This is a genomic window from Brachyspira pulli (assembly GCF_036997785.1).
GTDB lineage: Bacteria > Spirochaetota > Brachyspiria > Brachyspirales > Brachyspiraceae > Brachyspira > Brachyspira pulli.
The window spans coordinates 1-21248 of the sequence record NZ_JAWLQI010000014.1 but is presented as its reverse complement, the minus strand read 5'-3'; the positions used below and the strand labels follow the sequence as shown (position 1 = coordinate 21248).

The following is a 21248-nucleotide window of genomic DNA, read 5'->3' as shown; positions in this document are numbered from 1 at the left end:
CTCCAATTTAACTGTTCTTAAATAATATACACATTATTTATAACAAATACAATAACATTTAAGTAAAATCAAGCCATATAACTTTCTTTCAAGAAATTCTTATTAGAACCATCTAATTTTTTCTTATCATTGCTTGAATTTACTGCCTCTTTCTCATTAAACGCACACTCTATATCATACTTAGTAAGTGTCAAAGCGTTTCCTTTTACACCATCTAAATTAAAAAGTATATTGACCATTGCTGTTTCAACAATACTTTTTAATGATCTAGCTCCCATATTCATACTTGAAGCTTTATCTACTATAAAGTTTATAGCTTCAGACGTTACTGTTAACTTCTTACCTATACTCTTAAAAAAGTCTGTATATTTTATAATAGGAGATTCTGAAGTTTTTGTCAAGATATCTTTTAAATTTTCATTTGTAAGCTCATTCAATGTTACTATTATAGGTATTCTTCCTATAAACTCCGGTATCATACCATATTTTTCTATATCTTTAACATCAACCTGACTCAATATCCTATCTTTTTGAAGTTTATTAATAACAGCATTGGAACCGAAACCTAAACTGCTTTCTCCTTTAAGACGCATCTTTATAATATCATCAAGTCCTACAAAAGCACCACCAAATATGAATAATATATTTTTAGTATTCATAAGTATGCCGTCACTTGAATGCATCATACGTCTGTCACCGAACTCAGGAACCCTAATATCCTCTCCATTCATCATAGAAAGTAAAGCCTCTTGCACTGCTTTATCAGAAGGATTGCCTGTAGTTGATTGATGTGCATCTGCTTTTGCAATTTTATCAACTTCATCTAAAAATACTATACCATGCTGAGCTTTTTCTATATCGCCATTAGCTTTTCTATATAAATTATAAAGTACAACCTCTACATCATCACCTACATAGCCTGTTTCTGTAAGTGTGGTAACATCAGCACGGGCAAAAGGAAGTCCTAAAATATCTGCTAATGTCTTAACTAAATAAGTCTTACCAACACCTGTAGGCCCTATCATAAGTATATTAGATCTAAATGGAATTTCTTTATTTCCATTTATTCTAAGACAATGTAGATAAGCATGAACAGCTAATGCCTTTTTAGCCTCATCTTGACCTATCACTGTTTTATCTAACTCTGATACTATCTCCTTAGGTGTTAAAATAGCAGATTCTGAAGATTTCTTCTTGCCATTAAATTTATTTTCAGATGTGTATTTCCTTATAACTTCTTCGTTATTAAGAATACCTTCTATTATACCATAATTATCTTTCTCCAAAAAAGCAAAAATAACTTTGGAATTTACAAAAGTTACTAATGTATTGCTTATCTCTAATATTCCGCCGCTTGGATATGGCTCATGAGATAATACAAATATACCGCTTGACATTAATTTGCTTTTTGAATCAAAATAATGGTACTTATTTATATAAATATCAGAATTCAATGTTATAAGCTCTAATATCCTTCTTATAGATATTGCTGACATTGAATCACCGTAAATTGTATATACTAAAACTGAATATAATATAAATCTCTCATCTAAATTTAATTCTCTTTCAGCTATAAATTTTTCTATATTAAAATTATATTTCTTGAAAGTAGATATTTTTCTTACATCGCCTTTTAAAGAATTAACAAGCAAATCTATTTCATTAGCATTATTTAATGTTTTTTCATTATTTGATACAACTTCATCATCATAACCTAATGCTCTGTCTATATTACTTGACAATCTTCTAGTCATATCATTTCTGTCAGATATTAAATTTAATGTATAAACGATTTTAGTGATTATTTCAAAATACACTCTAAAGGCATCTTCCCTATCTTTATATTTTTCTTCGGATTTAGGTTTTTCATCTTTTTTCTTCATAATTTTCTCCTAAAAATTATTTAAACTAAATTACCTATTAAATCATATTCTGTATTATGAGTTATATTTACCTTAACAATATCACCTATATTGATTTTTTTATCATTTTCTATATAAACTTCAACATATCCGTCAACTTCAGGAGCATCGTATTTACTTCTGCCTATAAACTTATCATCATCTTCTTTTTTCTCTATCAATACATCTATAGTTTGTCCTATAAATCTTTCTAATCTTCTTTCAGAAACTTCTATAGCCTCTTTCATAAGTTTTTCTCTAAGCATCATTTTAGTATGTCTGCTTATTTTAGGCTTATTTAATGTTAATGCCTTTGTATTTTCTTCTTCAGAATAAGTGAATACACCTACCCTATCAAGCTCAGCTTTTCTTACAAATTTCAATAACTTTTTAAATGACTCTTTTGTTTCTCCTGGAAATCCTACTATTAATGATGTTCTTATAACTGCATTTTTATCGTAGCTTCTTATTTTATCAATCATTTCTCTGTAGAATTTGTATCCTCTTGTACCTCTGTTCATATCTTTTAATATTTCTTTATCAACATGCTGTAAAGGTATATCAAAATATGGTACTACTTTATCTGTATTAAAAAATGCATCTATTATTTCATCATTCAAAACAACTGGATTTTGATATAATACTCTTATCCATTCAATGCCTTCTACTTTAGAAAGTTCTTTAAGCAAATCCGGCAAAGCTAATTTACTATATATATCATATCCATAAAATGTTGTTTCCTGAGCTATCAAATTGATTTCTTTAGCACCTTTTTTAGCATAATTTTCAGCTTCTTTTACTATCTCTTCAATCTTTCTGCTTCTATGCTTTCCCCTTATACTTGGAATAGCACAAAAACTGCAGTTTGCATGACATCCGTCGCTTATTCTTATATAAACACTGTAATCTGAACCGGTATTAACCCTGTCACCATACTCTTTATATTCTTTATTATTTTCAGCATCATGGAAACCGTCTTTTTCTACAGCAGTAAGTATCTTTTCTAAATCATGTATGCCTATAGCGGAATCAACTTCTTTAAACATATCGAGGAAATTATCTTTATATCTTTCACTCATACAGCCTGATACTATTAATCTTTTACATTTTCCGTACTTTTTATACATAGAATGATCAAATATAGCATCAATGGATTCTTTTTTGGAATCTTCAATAAATGCACATGTATTTATAACTATAACATCTGCTTCTTCCGGATTATTTACTACCTTGAATCCATTTTTATTTAAAATAGCTAATATATGTTCGCCGTCAACTGTATTTTTTTCACAGCCTAAACTATGTAAATATATGTTCTGCAAAGTGATTATCCTTTTTCTTTATTATTTTAAATATACTTAAATTATCAAAATAGTCAATTTTTATTTTTTAATAATAACTATTTTTATTTACTAAATATTACAAGCAAAAATACTTTATTTAGAAACTATAATCGGAATTATTATTTAGTATCTGACATAATAAGATTATATCTAGTAGAATCATTCAAATTCTTAACCCATTTTATAGTCTTATTAACTGTTTCACCTGAAGCACCAACATTAATAACTTTTCCATTAACTTTTACTACAACCTCTCCAGCATTACCTATAGTAAGCATAACAACATCTTTAGCTTCTAAATATAATGTTTTACCGCTTAAAAGGTTTGTAGTAGCTGGTCTATTAGAATCTATAAAATATCTAACATATACAAAATGTTTAGCTGTTATCTCTATTCTGATATCAACTTTTTCTGTATCCTGTTCTATGTAAGTTTCACCATTAATTACTGTAAGATTAGTAGAAAGATTTCCGCCATTATAATTAGCATTTAGCTCTGGAGTTTCAATATCATTACTATAACCAGTATTAACCATTTGATTTTCTTCTAATCTTTCCATTTCAACTGTAGCAGAATTATCATAAACTTCTACAACACTTATTTTGAAATCATTTATACCATTTCCATTCAAATCTAATATTATAGGATTGCTTTTAGAAAAAGATAAATCCTGTCCGTTTATATTGATATGTACAACATTACCTATAGTGTTAAATTTTATTGTAGCTGAAATTCCTAAAGGCTTAAAATATATAACATCACCTACTTTTACACTTTGTTTAGCTTTACTATCAACTATATTCTTTGATATTTCAGTTTCTGGTCTGTTTTGCTTTTTATTAGAAGAAAATAATCCTAATATATTGTTTCTATTAACAACAATAACTGCTATAACAACAATAATAGCAAGTATAATAATAACTGTAGGCATTATAGGTCTTGTATTTCTAGTTCTTAATTTGTACAAGTCCTTTTTTGGCATAAAAAGCAAATCTGTTTCAGCATTACTTGTAGAACTTATATTTTTATTCTTTCTATTAGTTTCTTTTATTGTTTTTTCTTCATTTTTTTCTGAATTAATTGTATCTTTTAAACTCTCTTTAGGAGGGGTTTCTTTTTCTTTAGGAGTACTGTTTTCTTGTTCAGTACTTTCTTTAGGAGTTTCCTTTGCTTTCTTGAAAACTTTATTATTTTTAGTATTCTTTAATAGGTCTTGTTCTGATTTTATACCATTTTTTTGTAAATTGTATCTCTCAAGAACCATATTAGCATCTAAAGATAATTTATCACTTAAATTCTTAATGAATCCTTTTACATATATTTCGCCAGGCAATACATCAAATTCTTCATTTTCTAAAGCTTTTATAAATCTGGCAACTATATGAGTAGTAGCCTCAAGTTCTTCTATAGTAAGCCCTTTTTTTTCTCTAGCATTCTTTAATATTTGACCAATAGTTTCCATATAAATCCTTAAAGTTAATTATTTGGTACTAAACCATCTTTCAAAACTTGCATATTTTCATCTATAGTTGGTTCAAAATCCTTGTTTCCATCTTCATATCTAGGATTATATCTAATGCTTGTAAATAAATACTCTACAGGAACATTAGTTGTTGTTATTCCTAATATTCTTATAATCATACCTGTATTATCAACCCATAAATGAATCTTTGTAAAACCTGTTCTATCTACACTAGCTTGCTTAGATGTTAAAAGCATATGATAAGCTTTTCTAGTATCATTACCTGCATAAGATGAACTATTATATTTAGCAATACCTAAGTCTGAATCATTAAAACTATTAAGTGATACTAATTCCCTTTCATCATAAAAATCTATATTAAATTTAGTTGTAAGTCTTAATATTCCTTCAGCTGTATATATAGCACCTGAATCACCATAATTTAACTTTTGCTCAGCTACAACATTATTCCTAGGAAATATTATCCATAATGTTTCACCATTACAATATATTGACTGTCCATTTCCGCCTCTACTATATTCCATTCTAAATAGATTAGGATTTTTAGTTATAACTGTACCGTAAGATATCTTTTCTCCGTTCCTTTCCACAAAATTAGCTGAAAAACCGTTAATTTTAGTGAATCTATTGGATATCATACTGACAACTTTTTCCGGTGTCATTATTTGGGTATATGCTGATTGCATACTAATTAATAATATAATAAATATAGCAATTTTTTTCATAAATATTTTAATTTTTCCTTGATTTAAATAAATTACATCTATACTAATTTAATATGATATAATAAAAATACATAAAAAACAAGCATTTTATTTTTTTATTTAAAATCATTAAATATTATTAAAGAACCAACATGTTTCATACTCATTTTTAACAAAAAACGAGTGTGAAAATTAATTTTTTTATTAAAATATGTAGTATTTACAAATTATAGGAACTATATATTACTTCACATTAATGACTTATTTAAAAATTAAAGTATATTATTTAACACAAAAATAATTATTAAAAATATCACATTATTATTAATAATATTTTTTAATTAGGAGGAATAATATGAAAATAAAAGAAATAAATAATACAAAATACAATTTATCTAAATCTAAAAACATATATAGCAATAGAAGTGCAATAATACAAAATGATGAAGAAATAATACTTCTTCTTGGAAATGAAATACATAATGAAGGAATTGTTGATGTAGAAACAGCAGTATATTTATCTTTACCGAGTTTCTTAAGGCTATATGATACATTAAAAGAAAAAGTTGACTTATTTAGAGAAGGAGGAAATTTATTATAAAAAATTGTATATAAGGAGTTTTTTAAGTTTATGAAAAATAATTATAATAATCATATAGAAGAATACATATTAAAAAATGAACATAATATAATTTTAGTTATAAAAATGGATATTAATAAAAATATATATAATGACCTATACAATATATTAAATAGATTATTAGAAAATGGTGCTAGAAACATAATAATATATTTTAGAAACAATATTAAATATATAATTTCTAATGCTATATATTTAATGATTGAAACACAAAAAGTGCTTGAGTTCAGAGGCGGGACAATGATATTAACAGGATTAAATGAATATGCAAAATGGTCATTAAAATCATTAGAAGCACATAAGAAAATTAAAATATCAGATAATATTGAAAATGCTATAAACGAAATAAAAGCATAATAAAATATAAAAAAATAAGCATGGAGAGAAAAAATCTCCTTGCTTATTTTTTATTCACTAAATATTTAATTAAATAATTATTGATTATTAGTTAATACCGCATTTACAAAATCTTCATAATTAGCATTTACCAAACTATAAACATTTAAAAATCCATTTGTAGACATTATACTAGAAGCTATTGAAGCTCTGTTTCCGCTCCTACAATAAACTATGTAATCTTTGTTTTTATCCAAAAGATTTATCTTACTTATAAAATCAGTATTCATAACATCAATATTAACTGAATTTGGTACGCTGCCTGCCATATACTCTTCTGCTGTTCTTACATCTAATAAAATTAAATTAGTAGATTTTGTCATTAAATCTAATGCTTTTTTTAAATTAATATCATTATAAGTTTTTTTGGAACAAGAGAGCATTAGAAATAAAAATAATAAAATAATGCCAAAATACAATAAAGACTTTTTCATTTTTTTATATTTCCTTTTAACTATTTTTTATAAATTTTATTAATTAACATAATATTATATTTATATATTTTGTCAAACAGTTTTTAATAATAAAAAATAAATTATATATTTTAAAAAAATTCATTATTACATAAATATTTTATGATATATTTTCTTATACTTTCTTTATTTTTATTTGTTATTATTATATAATTAATACAATTATTTTTAGCGGATAATTTTTTTATGGTAAAAAAGATATGTTGTTTATTAGCTATGATGATATTAGTATTATCTTGTGCTGACAAAAATAAAAAAGAAGAAAATAAAAAAGATTCTATAAATATTATAGAAGATGATGAATATATAAAAAACATAGTAAAGGATTCTTCTAAGTAATTAACTAATTATTAAAATGGAAAAAACATCATGTTTATCAATCAACAAATAAAGGCCTATATATGCACATCTTTCAGCATATTAATGTGGGGCATAACTTTCATTTCAACAAAAATATTATTAAATGATTTCTCTCCAATAGAAATTCTATTTACTAGATTTTTATTAGGTCTTATATTATTAATGATAATATATCCCAAAAACAATAAAATATATTCAAAAAAAGAAGAACTATTATTCGCTCTTACAGGATTAAGCGGAGTTACACTTTATTATTTATTTGAAAATATAGCATTAAATTATTCTCTAGCTTCTAATGTAGGAATACTTGTTGCTATAGGACCTTTATTTACCGGAATATTTGCTGCTATTTTTTTAAAAGAAAAATTAAAACCTAATTTCTTTGTAGGATTTATATTTGCAATAATTGGAATTGCTATAATAACTTTCAATGGAAAATTTGTATTAAAAATAAATCCTATAGGCGATATGTTTGCATTGCTTGCTGCTGTTATGTGGGGATTATATTCCGTACTTGTAAAAATTATGGGAGATTTAGGACATAGATCAATAACTATAACAAAGAAAACATTTATATATGGAATAATATTCATGCTCCCTATAATGTTTTTAATGAAATTTAATGTAAGCATAAACGATTATTTAAAACCAATAAATTTAATTAATTTTATATTTCTTTCATTTGTAGCATGCACATTATGTTTTATCACTTGGGCATATTCAACAAGAATTTTAGGTGCAGTAAAAAACAACACTTATATATACATTATACCTATAATAACATTGATAGCTTCAAAAATAGTATTGAATGAAAACATTACTATATTTGCTGTTATTGGTGTAGCATTAATATTATTAGGTGTGATAATATCAGAAACAAATTTATTTTCTAAAAAAGCAATAAAAAATAATAAATGAGTATATACCTAAACAAATATACTTTGTCAAAAATAAATTTATATTTTTAATTTTATATTTGGGGCTTTGCCCACCACTCTGTGTGCTTCGCAAGCACCCCAGTTCTTTTGCGACCGAAGGGAGTGCCTGCGACCATAGGAAGTCCTTTAGGGCGGTATTGGCACAAAGAAGCTATATCCTCGATAAACTCGGATACGCTTCGCGAAAGACTGCATTGTTAGTCAAAATATAGTTTTCATATTATATTTTAAAGAAAACTTAATAATATTTTATGCTATTAATAAATAAAAAATTACATTTATAAATAATTCAAAATTGACAAAATATATTTGTTTAGGTATATACTAAAGATTTTAAGTTTGCCAAAATTAGTTAATATTATTGCTATACTCGCGACAAAGCCCGCCTTGCAAAGCATACCTTTGCAAGGTGCAGCCAATAATAAAAAAATAAACAAATTTTACTGACTATACTTTTTATAATTATTTATTTTTTTTCTTCGTACTTTTTTCTTTGTATTCATTTTTGAAATAATCACAATACTGTGATACCGGGCATTTAGAACATAATGGAGAAATAGGTTTGCATAAATTCTGTCCATACACAACCAAAGTGTCATTATAAACTCTCCAATATTCTTTAGGAAGTTTATCTCTCAAAGCAAATTCTGTTTCTTCCGGAGTCTTTGTATTAACATATCCGAATCTATTAGATATTCTATGAACATGAGTATCAACACATATACCATCTTTATCAAATGCTTCTGTTACAACTAAATTAGCAACTTTTCTTCCAACACCTTTAAGTTTTAAAAGCTCATCAATTTCGTCCGGAACTTTACCGTCAAAATCGTCTATTATCATTTGAGAAACTTCTAATATATTTTTTGCTTTTACTTTATAAAATCCAACAGGATATATTAACTTTGCAATTTCTTCTTCTGATAATTTCAACATATCTTCAGCAGTTCCAGCATGTTCAAACAATCTCATTGAAGCATATCTAGTTGTAGGATCTTTGGTTCTAAGAGAAAGCATTGTTGATATTAAAATTTTATATGCATCTCTATTTGTTAATAATTTTATTTCAGTTACAACAGGCATCGGCATTTCTTTAGTAACTTTAGTAAGCTCTTTCATTATTGGGTGAATATCATTATCATTCATAAAAACAACCTCAGCAATATACAATCATTACATATTAAATAAATACATAAATTTAGAATCTTTTTTTATAAAAGGCTTTAATTCAGAATATGTAAAATCGATTTCTATAACTCCTTGAGCATATCCAGATATTTTATATACAGGCCATATAAATTTTATACCTGTGGGTGTAATATCAAATATATCACTCAATTCTATAGAATAAAAATCAAAAAAATCTTTTTCAGTAAAATTTCTTAATAATTTGCTTCTCATCAAATTTATTAATTCTCTGTCATTTTTATTTATTATCAGTTCTGATAAATTAACTCCTATCCTATCTCCGCTTTCAATTGAATATATTAAAGGAATAGAATTATATATTCCATGCATTCCTCCGATATAAGAATAATTATAAAGAGAAAATGATATTATTTTATTATCTATAAAAGAAACATTAATTTCCTTTCTCATATAAAAATCTGAGTCATTATTAGAAGACTGCTTCCAATCATTATACTCCACAAGAATATCATTATTCAAAATGAATTCAATTCTATTTGAATTCAATGATTTTATACCATCAACATCTAAAGATATTTTATCTATAGCATTAAGATTATTATCATTGATTATAATGACAGCATCTTTGCTGGATTCAAAAGTAGCATTGCCTGCTTCTGAATCTGCTTTTAATACAGAATTAATAATATCTAATTTATTTATAGGATAAGTTAAATCATTTGAAAATTCAAAATCATATTTATTGTTTCCATCAAAAGAAGTCCATTCCCCTGAAAAAATCAGATCTTCAGTTACACTTCCCTCAAAATATCCTGTAATTCTATTATTAACTTTTTCTTTTATATAAACTGTATTATTTGATATACTTCCTTCTATATTAATAAATTGATTTATAGTATCATAATAATATTTACCTGAAATATTATCATTATTATTAATATATAAATAAAGATATATCTTAGAATTACCTATCTTTCCGCTGCAAAAATAAAATTTCCTTGTAGAGATAGTTGTATCTTGAGAAAATAAATTACTTGCTGAAAAGATAAGCATTAGTATACAAAAAAACTTTAACAATCTCAAATTATACTCTTTTATGAAATTTTTAATTTTATTATATATATTTAATAAAAATAAAACAAGTAGTTTATATATTTTATATTATATAGTTTTTATAACATATTAATGGTATATTAATATAAATCTTTCAATGATAAATTTGCACCATACAAAAAATGGGCATATCATTATAAATGACATACCCATTAAATATTAAATAATAGTTTTTATATTTTATTTAGCAATGTAATTAACTATTCTAGCAAATTTATCAGCAACTAATGAAGCACCGCCAACTAAAGCACCATCTATATTAGGCATATTTAATAAATCATCAGCATTTTTTTCATTAACGCTTCCGCCGTAAAGAATTCTCATATTATCAGCAACACTGTCATTATAAAGAGATTTTAAAGTTTCTCTTATAGTTTTATGTACATCATCAGCATCTTGAGGAGTAGCAGTTTTACCAGTACCAATAGCCCAAACAGGTTCATAAGCTATAACAACTTTATTAGCTTCAGCTTCAGTTAAGCCTTTGAATGCTTCTTTAGTTTGACCGCTCACTATATCAGAAGTAATTCCTTTTTCTCTTTCTTCCAAATGTTCGCCAACACATAAAACAGGTATAAGATTTTTATCTAAAGCTCTTTTAACTTTTTTATTAATAAGTTCATCTTTTTCACCAAATATGTCTCTGCATTCAGAGTGACCTATAATAACATATTCACAGCCAACTGCTAAAAGCATATCAGCAGAAATCTGTCCAGTAAAAGCACCTTTTTCTTCAAAATATAAATTTTGAGCACCTAATTTGATGTTAGTGCCTTTGATAACATTATGAACATCACTTAAACAAGTAAATGTAGGAGCTATCATAATATCTCTGTCTTTTACATCTTTAACTAAATTTTTTAACTGTTCAACTAATTCTAAAGCTTCTTTATTAGAATTATTCATTTTCCAGTTACCAGCAATAAGTTTTTTTCTAGCCATTTTATATCTCCTTAAAATTTTATTTAATTAATTTACTTAAATCTTTAAAACCTTCAACTTTTGCATGTTCTATATGCCAGAAAAGAATCATTTCAGTACTTACAATATTAGCACCGATTTTTCTCATCTGTTCTAAAGCAATATTTTTATTTTCTAAAGTTCTTGAAGAACAAGCATCTGCCACAACATATACATTATAACCATTTTCTATTAGATGAAGAACGCTGTAATAAACACAAACATGAGTTTCTATACCAAAAACAATAATATTCTTTTTATCAAAAGAATTAAATTCTTTTACAAAATCTTCAGTACCAAATATACTAAAATAATCTTTAGCAAATAACTTATGATTATTAGGTAATATTATTCTCTCATCAGTAGGTCCAAGTCCTTTAGGATATTGTTCAGTTACTAAAGTAGGAATATTATAAATATCAGCAGTTCTAAGTAAAATATTTGTATTTTTTATTAATGCATCGCTATCATTCATAGCGGATATTATTTTACCTTGCAAATCTATGCATATATATAAAGACTCTTCTTTGTCTAATATAGGTTTATTCATTAATTTCATAAATAAGTCCTTAAAATAATTATTAATATTATTAAAATTATAAGACAAAAAATAAAAAAATACAATAAAAAAAGGGGAAACTTTAACAGTTTCCCCTTAATTTATTATTTAGCTTTTTTTATTCAAAACTAATTATTATTGAGCTTGCTCTTCAGCAGCACCAGTGTCAGCAGCAGCTGTATCAGTAGTACCTTGTTCAGCAGCAGCACCGTCACCTATACGTCTTTGTTCAAGATCTCTTAATTCAGCTTGTTCACGTATTCTAGCAGCTTCAAGAGCTTGTCTTCTATCGTTTTGAGTTTTTAAGATTTGCCAAGTAGCTTCATCATCGATATCTTCTTCGAAATCAACAACTACTACATCGTACTCAACTGTTACGTCTTTAACGTAAGTAATGAAGTCTCCACCTTGAGTATCTTTAGTTCTGTAGAATCCTAAAGAATCTAATTTGATAGATGGAAGCATTTTAGGATAAAGAGGTTCTCTTACTAATACTCTGTCACGAACATTAGGTAAGTATTCTCTGTTTTCCCATCTTACTTGTCTCCAACCGTTGAAGTAAACAGTACCCATTGGATAAGATTTTAATTCACCAAATTCATTTTGTAAGTTTACGAAGTAGCTAACTAAGAAGTTACGACCATAAACCCAAGAACTTATAGATTTAATTTCTCCAACGTTATGTATAACACCTTTACCTTCTGTATATTTAGCACCATCAGCACCGCCATACATTTCAAGTTCATATACTGGTTTTACTAAAGCATAGCTGTTCCAAGCTGCTAATGGGAAATGTACTCTTACACCAAGAACTTTACCAGCTTCCCAAGCACCATTGTTACCTTTACTGTCTACGTTAGTAACATAAGAATTTCTGCGATTTTCTGTTAATCTAGCAGATTCATTCAACCATACTACCCAGTTATCATTATAAATGTTTTCTGCAACTGGAACTAATTCATTTGTATCACCTTCTCCAGCTTGTAAGTTGTCAGCATTACCTGTTAAAGCAAAATCAATCAAAGTTGAGTTTGTTAAACCGTAAGCAGATGCAGCGATAAAAATGGAAGTTAATACTACGAATAACTTTTTCATAATTTATTGCACTCCTTGTACTAATTAATAAGCATAATAATACAACTTTTATACACTAAATTTCTTAATTTGTCAAGCAAATTTAATTAAAAAATAAATCATTATTTGACATTATATATTATTAATGTACAATCTTACCTAAAAAATGTAGTTATGTAAATTAAATAGCTAAAAGGACTGTGTTATGGCATCAAAAAAAACTGCAAATAAAGCTCAAACTAAGACTATAAAACCGCCTATTTTATTTTCAAAAACACAAGAAATTATTACAAAAATTACTAAACAATTGGATGCTCCTTTGCTTGCTTACTGGAATTCTAATGGCGGAAGTGTATGTCAAAATGATGTTATAGTATTATCTGATGTTCTTAAGCATATTGGAAAATGTGATAAAATATATTTCTTTATCAAAAGTTCTGGAGGAAGCGGACAGTCTTCTCTAAGAATAGTACATCTTTTAAGACAGTCTTGTAAAAAAATAATAGCTTTATTGCCTTTAGAAGCTGCCAGTGCTGCTACTATGCTTTGTTTAGGTGCTGATGAAATACAAATGGGGCCTTTAGCTTTTATTACTGCTGTAGATACTTCACTTCAGCATGAATTATCTCCTGTAACAAAAGATAATAGTTCTGTTTATGTAAGTCAAGATGAATTAGCCAGAGTTATAAAATTATGGAAAGAGCAGTCAAACGATAATAACAACAATCCTTATGAACATATATACAAATACATACACCCTTTAGTATTAGGTGCTGTAGACAGAGCTTCTAGTTTATCAATAAAACTATGCAAAGATATTTTATCATACCACATGGAAGATCAAAAATTAATTGACAGTATATCTAATTCACTCAATTCAGCATACCCTTCTCATAACTACCCTATTACAATAAGAGAGGCTAAAAAATTAGGACTTAATGTAAAAGATATGGACGATAAATTAAATGAGTCTTTAATGTCATTAAATGAGTACTATTCAGAAATGGGACAAAAATCATGTACTGATTACGATGAATTTAATTATCATGACAATGAAATATTAAATATTCATGAAGGCACAGGAATACAAATATACTATCAAGAAGATAAAGATTGGCATTACAGAGTTGAAGAAAGAAGATGGATACCAATGAACGATAATAGCGGTTGGATAAAAAATATCTTGTCAAATGGAAAACAAACAAAAAGTATATTCCATATCAGATAATAATTATCTTATACTTTGACTATAATCATTATCATTTTTCTTTTTAACTTTATTTCTATACCATTTTTTTATTGATTTAAAAAATATGTCAGTTATCCAGCCATTGTCTGAAGGGAAAACTCTTCTTCTTGATATAAATAAAATACATTTTCCAACCCATAATACTTTACTGCTTGCATCGCATATATCATTTGAATATTGAGCATCATCTCCATCACCTATTCTAACTTTCCATCCGCCTGTTTTTCTAGCTATTTCTGTTCTTGTAGCTATGCCTGTTGTATGAGTTCTGTTAGGTACATTCCATATACTAATAAACCCTTTTTTATCCTTCATCATATTAAACCATCTTGCTATCCAAGGAACAAATTGTACAGGAAAACGCTTCATCATAAATCTAGGACAATGTCTTATAAAATTAACATAGCTTTTTGAATATTTTTCAGGAAGCACATCATAAAAAGCCTCTAAAACCGCATAAGTTTTACATAATGTTGTATCAACTTTTCCGTTTATTATAGGTCTTACCATATTCTCTACAAAATTATTGGATATCGCTACATCTGCATCAAAAAATATTATTACTTTCCCCAATGCTTCTTTAAGACCTGTATTTCTCATATATTGAACATCTGATTTTCTGTCATTATGTATAATCCTAACACCATCATAAGATTTTGCTATTTCTAATGTTCTATCTGTTGAAGAATCATCTATAACAAGTATATCAATTTTCAAATTAGTTTTTTGTGCTTTAATAGAATCAAGTAATATTGGTAAGTATTTTTCCTCATTGTATGTTGTTATAGACAAGGTAACATCATAATCCATTAATCATTCCTTCAAATTTATTTATAACTTCTTTAGGTTTTACTATCTCACGGCATTCAAAAGTCTCTAATTTACATTTTTTACCGCCGCATATACAAGCAGGGTTATCAACTTTTTTTTCTATGATTTGACTATTTATACCTATTGGGGAATTTTGATATGCTGGTGTAGCAAAATATAAAGCTAAAGTAGGTATTCCAACTATAGATGCCACATGCATAGCTCCAGAATCATTGCCTATAAATCCATTGCATAAACTAAGTATAGCTGCTATCATATCTAAAGACATATACGGTATTATAGGCTCATTATAAAGCATAGCAGATATTTTATCTGATATTTCTTTTTCATTTGGAGTAGTTACAAACAATGTTAAAGCATCATACTTTTTAGATAAATAATTAGCAACTTCGGCAAAATATTCTTCTTTCCAAATTTTACCAAAACTATTAGTAGCACCTATACCATAAGCAAAAATTTTTTTATTATGAGGATTAACTTTTTTTAAATATTCCTTAGCTTTATTTAATAATTCATCTTTTACTTTGAGTTTTATTATTGGTCTTTGCTCATTTATATCTATAGCTTTGAGTAGATTAACATAATAATCAGCCGTATGTATCCATCTAACCTCTTTTCTATCAACTGCATCTGTTAACATAAAACTTCTATAATCTGCTTTATAACCTATACGTCTTTTTATTCCATGACCAAATATTCTCAATGCACTTTCAAATGAATTAGGAAAAAGTATTACAGTATCAAAATTATATTTCCTTAAATGCTGAATAGGTTTTAAATCTATTACATCATCAACTAGATCAGTAGCTTTAAATATACCAAACATAGACTTTTTGGCCATTACAGTTATTCTTATGTCTTTATATTGCTGCCTTATTAAATGAATAGCAGGCATAGACATAACTATATCTCCAAGCCAATTAGGAGAATGTATTAATAAATTCTTAATATCTTTCATAAATTAATCAATTAATCAAAAAATAAAATAAAATTATAAATCATCTAAATCCATAAAGTCGTCCATAAAGACTTCATAACCAGATATTATATTTTTATAAATGCTTCCTTCCATTATTAAATTATTAGACTTTCTAAGATTGATAAAATACTCATAAAGCATAGAAAAATCATTTTTAAAAGTATTTTTCCAAACATCTTTTGCAGACTCAATTACATCAATATCATGACAATTTATTATCATATATCTTAATTTATTTGTATTATTTCCTTGTGTAGAAATAACCATATCTATATGTTTATCATTAACAAACGCTAATTGGTCTTGACAATATACAGATTTCAAAACACTTTCATCTACTGGTATCAATTTTTCATTTTCATCTATAACATTATTAGCATAATAATTAATACCATTAAATATTAATGTAATATAAAAAGGTTCTAATTTTTTATCCATAGATTTTATTTCAACTAAAGTATTAGCTAAATTAGTTAAGGCTGTATCTTCTAATTTCATGATAATTTGAGATTCAGAAATTTTTATATCCTGAATTATAGAGCTATGCATTTGATTAACGCCTATATAATCAACACTCTTTCCAAGTCTCATTGAATTAGAAAACAGGAAATTTTTATAAACATTATCTGAAACATAACATTTTTCAAAAGTTTCATCATCTAAAATTATAGCGTCTTTATCTGAACGTCCTTGATACTGACTATAGAATACTGTTTCATATACACTTGGTGATAGCATAGAAGCTATCTCATATAATCTAACATTACTATAATCCATAATCAAAAACTAATGGCATTCCCTATACTTTTTATATCATAATCTAATACAAATAGATCATAATTATGATTTATATTTGTATTCTTTAAATAAAAATCTCTGTCAAGACAAGTAAACCTTACTGGAATATTGGTTTCAATAGAAAGTTTATTTGCTATTTCCTCACCTCTTTTTATATCATCAATATTTGTATCATACATTAAATGAGTATTATTAATGATGGCAGTAACTTTAAGTCCAAGAGTTGCCTCTATATTTCTTAAATGACCTAAAGCATACTCCACTGTAGAATTTTCTTTTCTATTGGCATTAAATACAAAAAATACATCTGTTTCATCAATATCAACATTATCTCTGAAAGTAGCAAAAGATAAACTTCCTACAGAATTGCCGCCCATATCGATTATGCCAACAATGTCTTTTCTTGCAAACAAAGAATATACATCAGCAGATACAGCCGGAAGATCAGCACCAGATTGAAACAAATAACTACCTATCACTTTTATATCTTTACTTTCTAAATAATTTGAATATTCTCTGGATCTAAAGTATGGATTAACAACATCTAAATCAGCAATATAAACACTATTAGATATATTATTCTTAATATGTATGGCATAGTTGATGGAAAATGTAGTTTTTCCAGAACCATAATGCCCGCATATTAATGTTATCCTTTTACAGCCATCATTCATATTAAATAACCCTAACAAATTCAATATAAATAAAATATAATATATTTAGAAATTTTTTCAATTTTTTTTACTTACCATAATTTGATTATTATAAAATTTATTTTTATAATGTCAAATTTAATATACTAAAAAATCACTATAAAAATAAATTTTACTACTTGAAAATTAAAATATAGTCGATACTATATAATAAGATTGTATTTTTACGTTTATAAATAAAAAAATTAGGAATAAAAAATGAAAAAATATATATTTATTTTGATGATTTTATTTAATGGATATTTATTCTCACAATATGCCACTAATGATGCTTATATACCAAATAACAACAATAATGCCACAAATGATACACAAAATAATCAAAATAATGATGAATATATAACAAACGATGCTATTATGGGAAGAAAACCGGCTGTAATAGATACTCCTATAACCGGATTTAAAAATATAACTTTAGGTGCTACAAGAGAAGATACAATAAATGCCATATTAAGCGACAATACTATGACATTGCCTAAACAGTATATGACAGGAACTGTTGACTTGAATGCTGAAGAAAGTGCAACTTTTTTAGCCTTAGAAGAAAACAAATTCTACAAAAGCGGATATTTTATTTTTAAAAATGATGCTTTATATTCTATAACTATTAACTTTCAGCCTAATCAAGTTGATTTTCTTGAATTATTATCTGCTTTAAATGCTAAATACACTAAAGGGGCTTTTTTAGATGCTAATACTGTAGCTTGGCAGAATGGAGATATAAGAATAATACTAGAAAGACCTAGTGTAGTTAAATACATCGATATGAATAATATTACAACTACATCTGATACAAGAATAAAAGAAAAAGAAGCTATGCCTCCTCAAAATACTAGAAAATCTATATTGGAAGGACTATAAATGTTTAAATATATATTGTTAATATCACTTATATTGCTCTCGCTTATTTCATGCAATAAAAATCAAAATACTGAAGAAGAAAATATTAAAAAGAGAGTAGAAATTATTTTAAGTGATGAAAACAGCAGTGAAAATATAGAAGTGAAAGAATATGATGAAGAAAAATTGAAACAATTAGCATTATCATCATTAAAAGAATTTTATGCTATGCCTTACAATAAAGAAACTGTACGCATTGCCTATGAAAAATTCTACTCTACAAATTATAAAGAAGTATTAAGAAAAAGCAGAAATATAAAAAATGCTGATGATTATGTAGAAAGTGATCCTTCATTAGATTTTGAATTTGAAACTACAATAGATAAAGTTTATGGTATAAAATTAGACGGACAAAAAGCGTATATAGATGTTGATTCTTCTGTATACGACAGAGTTGAAGATACTACATCAAAAGCAAGACAAACTTTCATAATGTCTTATGAAAATAACAGATGGGTTATACTATAATTTTTATATATAAAATATAAATATCTATTCATAAAATTATTTATTAATCATAGTTTTATTTTTACCGACATTATTAACATAATATTATTTATTTAGGAGTTTACCTTGAAAGAGCCAATTATAGCAGGACTAGATGCTGGTAGTGCATCAATAAAAACTGTCATCGCCCGTGTCAATGGTGATAAATTAGATGTTATAGGTATAGGCGAAAGTGAAAGCGAAGGTATAAAAAAAGGTGTAATCATAAATATAGATGCTGCTGCTAATGCTATAGAAAAATCTATAAATGAAGCTGAACATATGGCTGGATTACAAGCTCCTGATATAATAGCCACAATAGGCGGAGATCATATAAAAGGTTTAAATAGCAAAGGAGTTATCGGTGTTAATACAAAAGATAAAGAAGTTACTCCTGCTGAAATAGAAAGAGTATTAGAAAGTGCTAAAAATATATTGATACCAGCTGACAGAGAAATTATTGAAGCTATAGAACAAGAATATTCTTTGGATGGTCAAGATGAAATAAAAAATCCTGTTGGAATGTCTGGAACTAGATTAGAAACTAAAGTACATATCATAACAGGACTTAAACATGTAAGCGAGCATTTAAGAAAGACTTTAAATAAAATGCGTTTCACTGGAAAAGACTTTATAGTTAATATAAGAGGAAGTGCAGAGGCTTGTCTTACTGAAGATGAAAAAGAACTTGGTGTTGTAGTATTTGATATGGGACATTCAACTACATCATTAATGGTTTATCTTGAAGGTTCTGTTTGGCATACTGCAGTTATACCTGTTGGAAGCCAGCATATAACTAATGATATAGCAGAGGGTTTAAGAATAACTGTACCTACTGCAGAAAAATTAAAAAAAGATCATGGTTTTGCATTCATAGATATGGTTGGCGAAAAGGAAATAATTGAAGTTCCTACAGCAAGCGGTCAAATGCGTACTATACCAAAAAGAGTATTAACAGAAATTATACAGCCTAGAGTTGAAGAAATATTTAGTTTATGCGGAAAAGAATTAAATAAAATGAAATATATTGATTCTCTTTCTGCCGGAATGGTATTCACTGGAGGAGGAGCTTTACTTCCTGGACTTGTTGAACTTGCTAAAGCTTATCAAACTGCTGTTAAAGGGGCAGCCCCTATTACTGCAAGAATCGGTGTACCTGATAAAATAGAAGGAATAAGAGACATAGCAAATAATCCTGCTTATTCTGCTGTTATAGGCATACTTATGATGAGTTTAGATGAGGCTACTCAAGTGAATGTACCTCATAAAAAAACTGCTGAAAAAGGTAAGTTTAAATTCAACTTTAAAAATCCTTTCTCTGAGTTTTTCAAATAATTTAGAATTTAATCATCTTAAAAATATTAACCTAATTAATTTTATACCTCATATATAACCTATATGGGGTATAATTTTTTATTATCTATAATAATATCAAATTATAATATGATATTTAATAATTATTTATATCAAAATAAAATATTATACATATTTTCAAAATATTAAAACACTATAATTATAACTTTACATTTATAATTAATTTAGTATAATAAAATTATGAGTAGATCAAATATTAACGTTTTAAATGACTATTTTGTAAGATATCTTTTCTCTGACAAAGGAAGCGAAGCAATATTGTTAGATTTTATAAATTCAATAATGCTTGATTCTAATATGAAAACTTTTAAAGCAGCAGAGATTTTAAATCCATTTAATTATAAAGAAAACTATAATGATAAAGAAACGATTGTTGATGTTAAATGTATAACTCAAAATGGATCTGTTGTTATTATAGAAATTCAACTTCAAGGTAATTCAAGATTTCCAGAACGCATACTATATTATTGGGCATCTAATTACAGCAAGCTTTTAAAACAAGGCGAAAAATATGATTCGCTTACTCCTGTAATTAGCATCAATCTTCTTAATTTCAACTTAGATGATGAGGATAATATTCATTCTTGCTATATGATTTATGACACAAATAATAAAAAACTTCTTACAGACCATTTACAAATTCATATAGTAGAACTAAAAAAATTTCAATATAATTTACTAAAACCTGATTGTTTAAGAGCCATAGATATTGCACACTTTTAGTTTAAAAAAAAGATGGTATTCCTTATAATTTAAATTCCTACAAATAAACCAAAAGGAATACCTATGAAACAGTATAATACACAACAGAAAAAAAAGATAGT

At 26.6% G+C, this 21248-nt stretch carries 22 protein-coding genes and 1 pseudogene; 9 read left to right on the top strand and 14 right to left on the bottom strand.

Annotated elements, in window-relative coordinates; genetic code table 11:
- Positions 1 to 68 precede the first annotated feature (68 nt).
- The 4 genes from clpX to R4K56_RS04800 all read right to left on the bottom strand — a co-directional run bounded on the left by clpX (position 69) and on the right by R4K56_RS04800 (position 5453).
- Positions 69 to 1883: an ATP-dependent Clp protease ATP-binding subunit ClpX gene (clpX, locus tag R4K56_RS04815; protein WP_335772785.1), complete on the bottom strand. Its 1815-nt coding sequence runs from the start codon at positions 1881 to 1883 to the stop codon at positions 69 to 71.
- Between the two features lie 20 nt (positions 1884 to 1903).
- Complete coding sequence (rimO, locus tag R4K56_RS04810; protein WP_335756758.1) at positions 1904 to 3223, bottom strand: 30S ribosomal protein S12 methylthiotransferase RimO; 1320 nt, start codon at positions 3221 to 3223, stop codon at positions 1904 to 1906.
- A 140-nt stretch (positions 3224 to 3363) separates the two neighbouring features.
- On the bottom strand, positions 3364 to 4707 hold the full coding sequence (locus R4K56_RS04805; RefSeq protein WP_335759260.1) for a helix-turn-helix domain-containing protein: 1344 nt from the start codon (positions 4705 to 4707) through the stop codon (positions 3364 to 3366).
- A 14-nt stretch (positions 4708 to 4721) separates the two neighbouring features.
- Positions 4722 to 5453, bottom strand: coding sequence for a LolA family protein (locus R4K56_RS04800; RefSeq protein WP_335772786.1), 732 nt, complete (start codon positions 5451 to 5453; stop codon positions 4722 to 4724).
- Between the two features lie 334 nt (positions 5454 to 5787).
- Here R4K56_RS04800 and R4K56_RS04795 point away from each other — a divergent pair, with 334 nt between their 5' ends.
- Both R4K56_RS04795 and R4K56_RS04790 read left to right on the top strand, forming a co-directional pair.
- Positions 5788 to 6033 (top strand): hypothetical protein, encoded by a 246-nt coding sequence (locus tag R4K56_RS04795; protein WP_335772787.1) that lies wholly within the window; start codon positions 5788 to 5790, stop codon positions 6031 to 6033.
- Between the two features lie 30 nt (positions 6034 to 6063).
- Positions 6064 to 6429 carry a hypothetical protein gene (locus R4K56_RS04790; protein WP_335756753.1) on the top strand — a complete coding sequence of 122 codons (366 nt, stop codon included), beginning with the start codon at positions 6064 to 6066 and terminating at the stop codon, positions 6427 to 6429.
- Positions 6430 to 6506: 77 nt separating this feature from the next.
- Here the strand turns inward: R4K56_RS04790 and R4K56_RS04785 are convergent, their stop codons facing one another.
- Positions 6507 to 6902 (bottom strand): rhodanese-like domain-containing protein, encoded by a 396-nt coding sequence (locus R4K56_RS04785; protein ID WP_335756752.1) that lies wholly within the window; start codon positions 6900 to 6902, stop codon positions 6507 to 6509.
- A gap of 225 nt (positions 6903 to 7127) precedes the next feature.
- Between R4K56_RS04785 and R4K56_RS04780 the strand changes: the two genes are divergently transcribed.
- Positions 7128 to 7280: a hypothetical protein gene (locus R4K56_RS04780; protein ID WP_335756751.1), complete on the top strand. Its 153-nt coding sequence runs from the start codon at positions 7128 to 7130 to the stop codon at positions 7278 to 7280.
- Positions 7281 to 7310: 30 nt separating this feature from the next.
- On the top strand, positions 7311 to 8219 hold the full coding sequence (locus R4K56_RS04775) for a DMT family transporter (protein WP_335756750.1): 909 nt from the start codon (positions 7311 to 7313) through the stop codon (positions 8217 to 8219).
- 482 nt (positions 8220 to 8701) lie between these two features.
- On the opposite strand, the gene R4K56_RS04770 is transcribed toward R4K56_RS04775, so the two are convergent.
- From R4K56_RS04770 to R4K56_RS04750, 5 genes are all read right to left on the bottom strand, one after another.
- Entirely contained in the window at positions 8702 to 9385 is a 684-nt protein-coding gene (locus tag R4K56_RS04770) for an endonuclease III domain-containing protein (RefSeq protein ID WP_335772914.1), read from the bottom strand.
- A 27-nt stretch (positions 9386 to 9412) separates the two neighbouring features.
- Complete coding sequence (locus tag R4K56_RS04765; protein ID WP_335756748.1) at positions 9413 to 10471, bottom strand: DUF3298 domain-containing protein; 1059 nt, start codon at positions 10469 to 10471, stop codon at positions 9413 to 9415.
- A gap of 210 nt (positions 10472 to 10681) precedes the next feature.
- Positions 10682 to 11443, bottom strand: coding sequence for a triose-phosphate isomerase (gene tpiA, locus R4K56_RS04760; protein WP_335772913.1), 762 nt, complete (start codon positions 11441 to 11443; stop codon positions 10682 to 10684).
- Positions 11444 to 11462: 19 nt separating this feature from the next.
- Positions 11463 to 12020 carry a hydrolase gene (locus R4K56_RS04755; protein WP_297299675.1) on the bottom strand — a complete coding sequence of 186 codons (558 nt, stop codon included), beginning with the start codon at positions 12018 to 12020 and terminating at the stop codon, positions 11463 to 11465.
- A gap of 135 nt (positions 12021 to 12155) precedes the next feature.
- Positions 12156 to 13115, bottom strand: a complete 960-nt coding sequence (locus R4K56_RS04750; RefSeq protein WP_335772912.1) for a flagellar filament outer layer protein FlaA — start codon at positions 13113 to 13115, stop codon at positions 12156 to 12158.
- A 184-nt stretch (positions 13116 to 13299) separates the two neighbouring features.
- On the opposite strand from R4K56_RS04750, the gene R4K56_RS04745 reads away from it, so the two are divergent.
- On the top strand, positions 13300 to 14322 hold the full coding sequence (locus R4K56_RS04745) for an SDH family Clp fold serine proteinase (protein WP_335769594.1): 1023 nt from the start codon (positions 13300 to 13302) through the stop codon (positions 14320 to 14322).
- 3 nt (positions 14323 to 14325) lie between these two features.
- On the opposite strand, the gene R4K56_RS04740 is transcribed toward R4K56_RS04745, so the two are convergent.
- From R4K56_RS04740 to R4K56_RS04725, 4 genes are read right to left on the bottom strand one after another with little or no spacing between them, the layout of a single operon-like run.
- Positions 14326 to 15153 (bottom strand): glycosyltransferase family 2 protein, encoded by an 828-nt coding sequence (locus tag R4K56_RS04740; RefSeq protein ID WP_335769595.1) that lies wholly within the window; start codon positions 15151 to 15153, stop codon positions 14326 to 14328.
- Positions 15143 to 16132 carry a glycosyltransferase family 9 protein gene (locus R4K56_RS04735; protein ID WP_335772911.1) on the bottom strand — a complete coding sequence of 330 codons (990 nt, stop codon included), beginning with the start codon at positions 16130 to 16132 and terminating at the stop codon, positions 15143 to 15145. Before R4K56_RS04735 ends, R4K56_RS04740 begins: the two co-directional genes overlap by 11 nt.
- Before the next feature lie 33 nt (positions 16133 to 16165).
- On the bottom strand, positions 16166 to 16930 hold the full coding sequence (locus tag R4K56_RS04730; RefSeq protein ID WP_335756742.1) for a hypothetical protein: 765 nt from the start codon (positions 16928 to 16930) through the stop codon (positions 16166 to 16168).
- Positions 16931 to 16932: 2 nt separating this feature from the next.
- A complete protein-coding gene (locus tag R4K56_RS04725; RefSeq protein WP_335772910.1) occupies positions 16933 to 17625 on the bottom strand; it encodes an ATP/GTP-binding protein in 693 nt (230 codons plus the stop codon).
- A gap of 237 nt (positions 17626 to 17862) precedes the next feature.
- Between R4K56_RS04725 and R4K56_RS04720 the strand changes: the two genes are divergently transcribed.
- From R4K56_RS04720 to R4K56_RS04705, 4 genes and pseudogenes are all read left to right on the top strand, one after another.
- The gene (locus R4K56_RS04720) at positions 17863 to 18525 is read left to right on the top strand and encodes a hypothetical protein (protein WP_335759249.1); all 663 of its coding nucleotides are present in this window, start codon (positions 17863 to 17865) and stop codon (positions 18523 to 18525) included.
- Positions 18526 to 19032 carry a hypothetical protein gene (locus R4K56_RS04715; RefSeq protein WP_335772909.1) on the top strand — a complete coding sequence of 169 codons (507 nt, stop codon included), beginning with the start codon at positions 18526 to 18528 and terminating at the stop codon, positions 19030 to 19032. It abuts the gene before it with no gap.
- A 105-nt stretch (positions 19033 to 19137) separates the two neighbouring features.
- A complete protein-coding gene (ftsA, locus tag R4K56_RS04710; RefSeq protein ID WP_335756738.1) occupies positions 19138 to 20385 on the top strand; it encodes a cell division protein FtsA in 1248 nt (415 codons plus the stop codon).
- 219 nt (positions 20386 to 20604) lie between these two features.
- A pseudogene (locus R4K56_RS04705) lies at positions 20605 to 21114 on the top strand (Rpn family recombination-promoting nuclease/putative transposase); the annotation flags it as partial.
- Between the last annotated feature and the right edge of the window lie 134 nt (positions 21115 to 21248).

What these genes read in the sequence shown, in the direction of transcription:
- R4K56_RS04755 (WP_297299675.1), bottom strand. Translation starts at nt 12,020, where the DNA reads ATGAAATTAATGAATAAACCTATATTAGACAAAGAAGAGTCTTTATAT.
- R4K56_RS04795 (WP_335772787.1), top strand. Translation starts at nt 5,788, where the DNA reads ATGAAAATAAAAGAAATAAATAATACAAAATACAATTTATCTAAATCT.
- R4K56_RS04790 (WP_335756753.1), top strand. Translation starts at nt 6,064, where the DNA reads ATGAAAAATAATTATAATAATCATATAGAAGAATACATATTAAAAAAT.
- tpiA (WP_335772913.1), bottom strand. Translation starts at nt 11,443, where the DNA reads ATGGCTAGAAAAAAACTTATTGCTGGTAACTGGAAAATGAATAATTCT.
- clpX (WP_335772785.1), bottom strand. Translation starts at nt 1,883, where the DNA reads ATGAAGAAAAAAGATGAAAAACCTAAATCCGAAGAAAAATATAAAGAT.
- R4K56_RS04800 (WP_335772786.1), bottom strand. Translation starts at nt 5,453, where the DNA reads ATGAAAAAAATTGCTATATTTATTATATTATTAATTAGTATGCAATCA.
- R4K56_RS04745 (WP_335769594.1), top strand. Translation starts at nt 13,300, where the DNA reads ATGGCATCAAAAAAAACTGCAAATAAAGCTCAAACTAAGACTATAAAA.
- R4K56_RS04785 (WP_335756752.1), bottom strand. Translation starts at nt 6,902, where the DNA reads ATGAAAAAGTCTTTATTGTATTTTGGCATTATTTTATTATTTTTATTT.
- R4K56_RS04730 (WP_335756742.1), bottom strand. Translation starts at nt 16,930, where the DNA reads ATGGATTATAGTAATGTTAGATTATATGAGATAGCTTCTATGCTATCA.
- R4K56_RS04715 (WP_335772909.1), top strand. Translation starts at nt 18,526, where the DNA reads ATGTTTAAATATATATTGTTAATATCACTTATATTGCTCTCGCTTATT.
- R4K56_RS04720 (WP_335759249.1), top strand. Translation starts at nt 17,863, where the DNA reads ATGAAAAAATATATATTTATTTTGATGATTTTATTTAATGGATATTTA.
- R4K56_RS04750 (WP_335772912.1), bottom strand. Translation starts at nt 13,115, where the DNA reads ATGAAAAAGTTATTCGTAGTATTAACTTCCATTTTTATCGCTGCATCT.
- R4K56_RS04735 (WP_335772911.1), bottom strand. Translation starts at nt 16,132, where the DNA reads ATGAAAGATATTAAGAATTTATTAATACATTCTCCTAATTGGCTTGGA.
- R4K56_RS04740 (WP_335769595.1), bottom strand. Translation starts at nt 15,153, where the DNA reads ATGGATTATGATGTTACCTTGTCTATAACAACATACAATGAGGAAAAA.
- R4K56_RS04780 (WP_335756751.1), top strand. Translation starts at nt 7,128, where the DNA reads ATGGTAAAAAAGATATGTTGTTTATTAGCTATGATGATATTAGTATTA.
- R4K56_RS04775 (WP_335756750.1), top strand. Translation starts at nt 7,311, where the DNA reads ATGTTTATCAATCAACAAATAAAGGCCTATATATGCACATCTTTCAGC.
- R4K56_RS04805 (WP_335759260.1), bottom strand. Translation starts at nt 4,707, where the DNA reads ATGGAAACTATTGGTCAAATATTAAAGAATGCTAGAGAAAAAAAAGGG.
- R4K56_RS04725 (WP_335772910.1), bottom strand. Translation starts at nt 17,625, where the DNA reads ATGAATGATGGCTGTAAAAGGATAACATTAATATGCGGGCATTATGGT.
- R4K56_RS04770 (WP_335772914.1), bottom strand. Translation starts at nt 9,385, where the DNA reads ATGAATGATAATGATATTCACCCAATAATGAAAGAGCTTACTAAAGTT.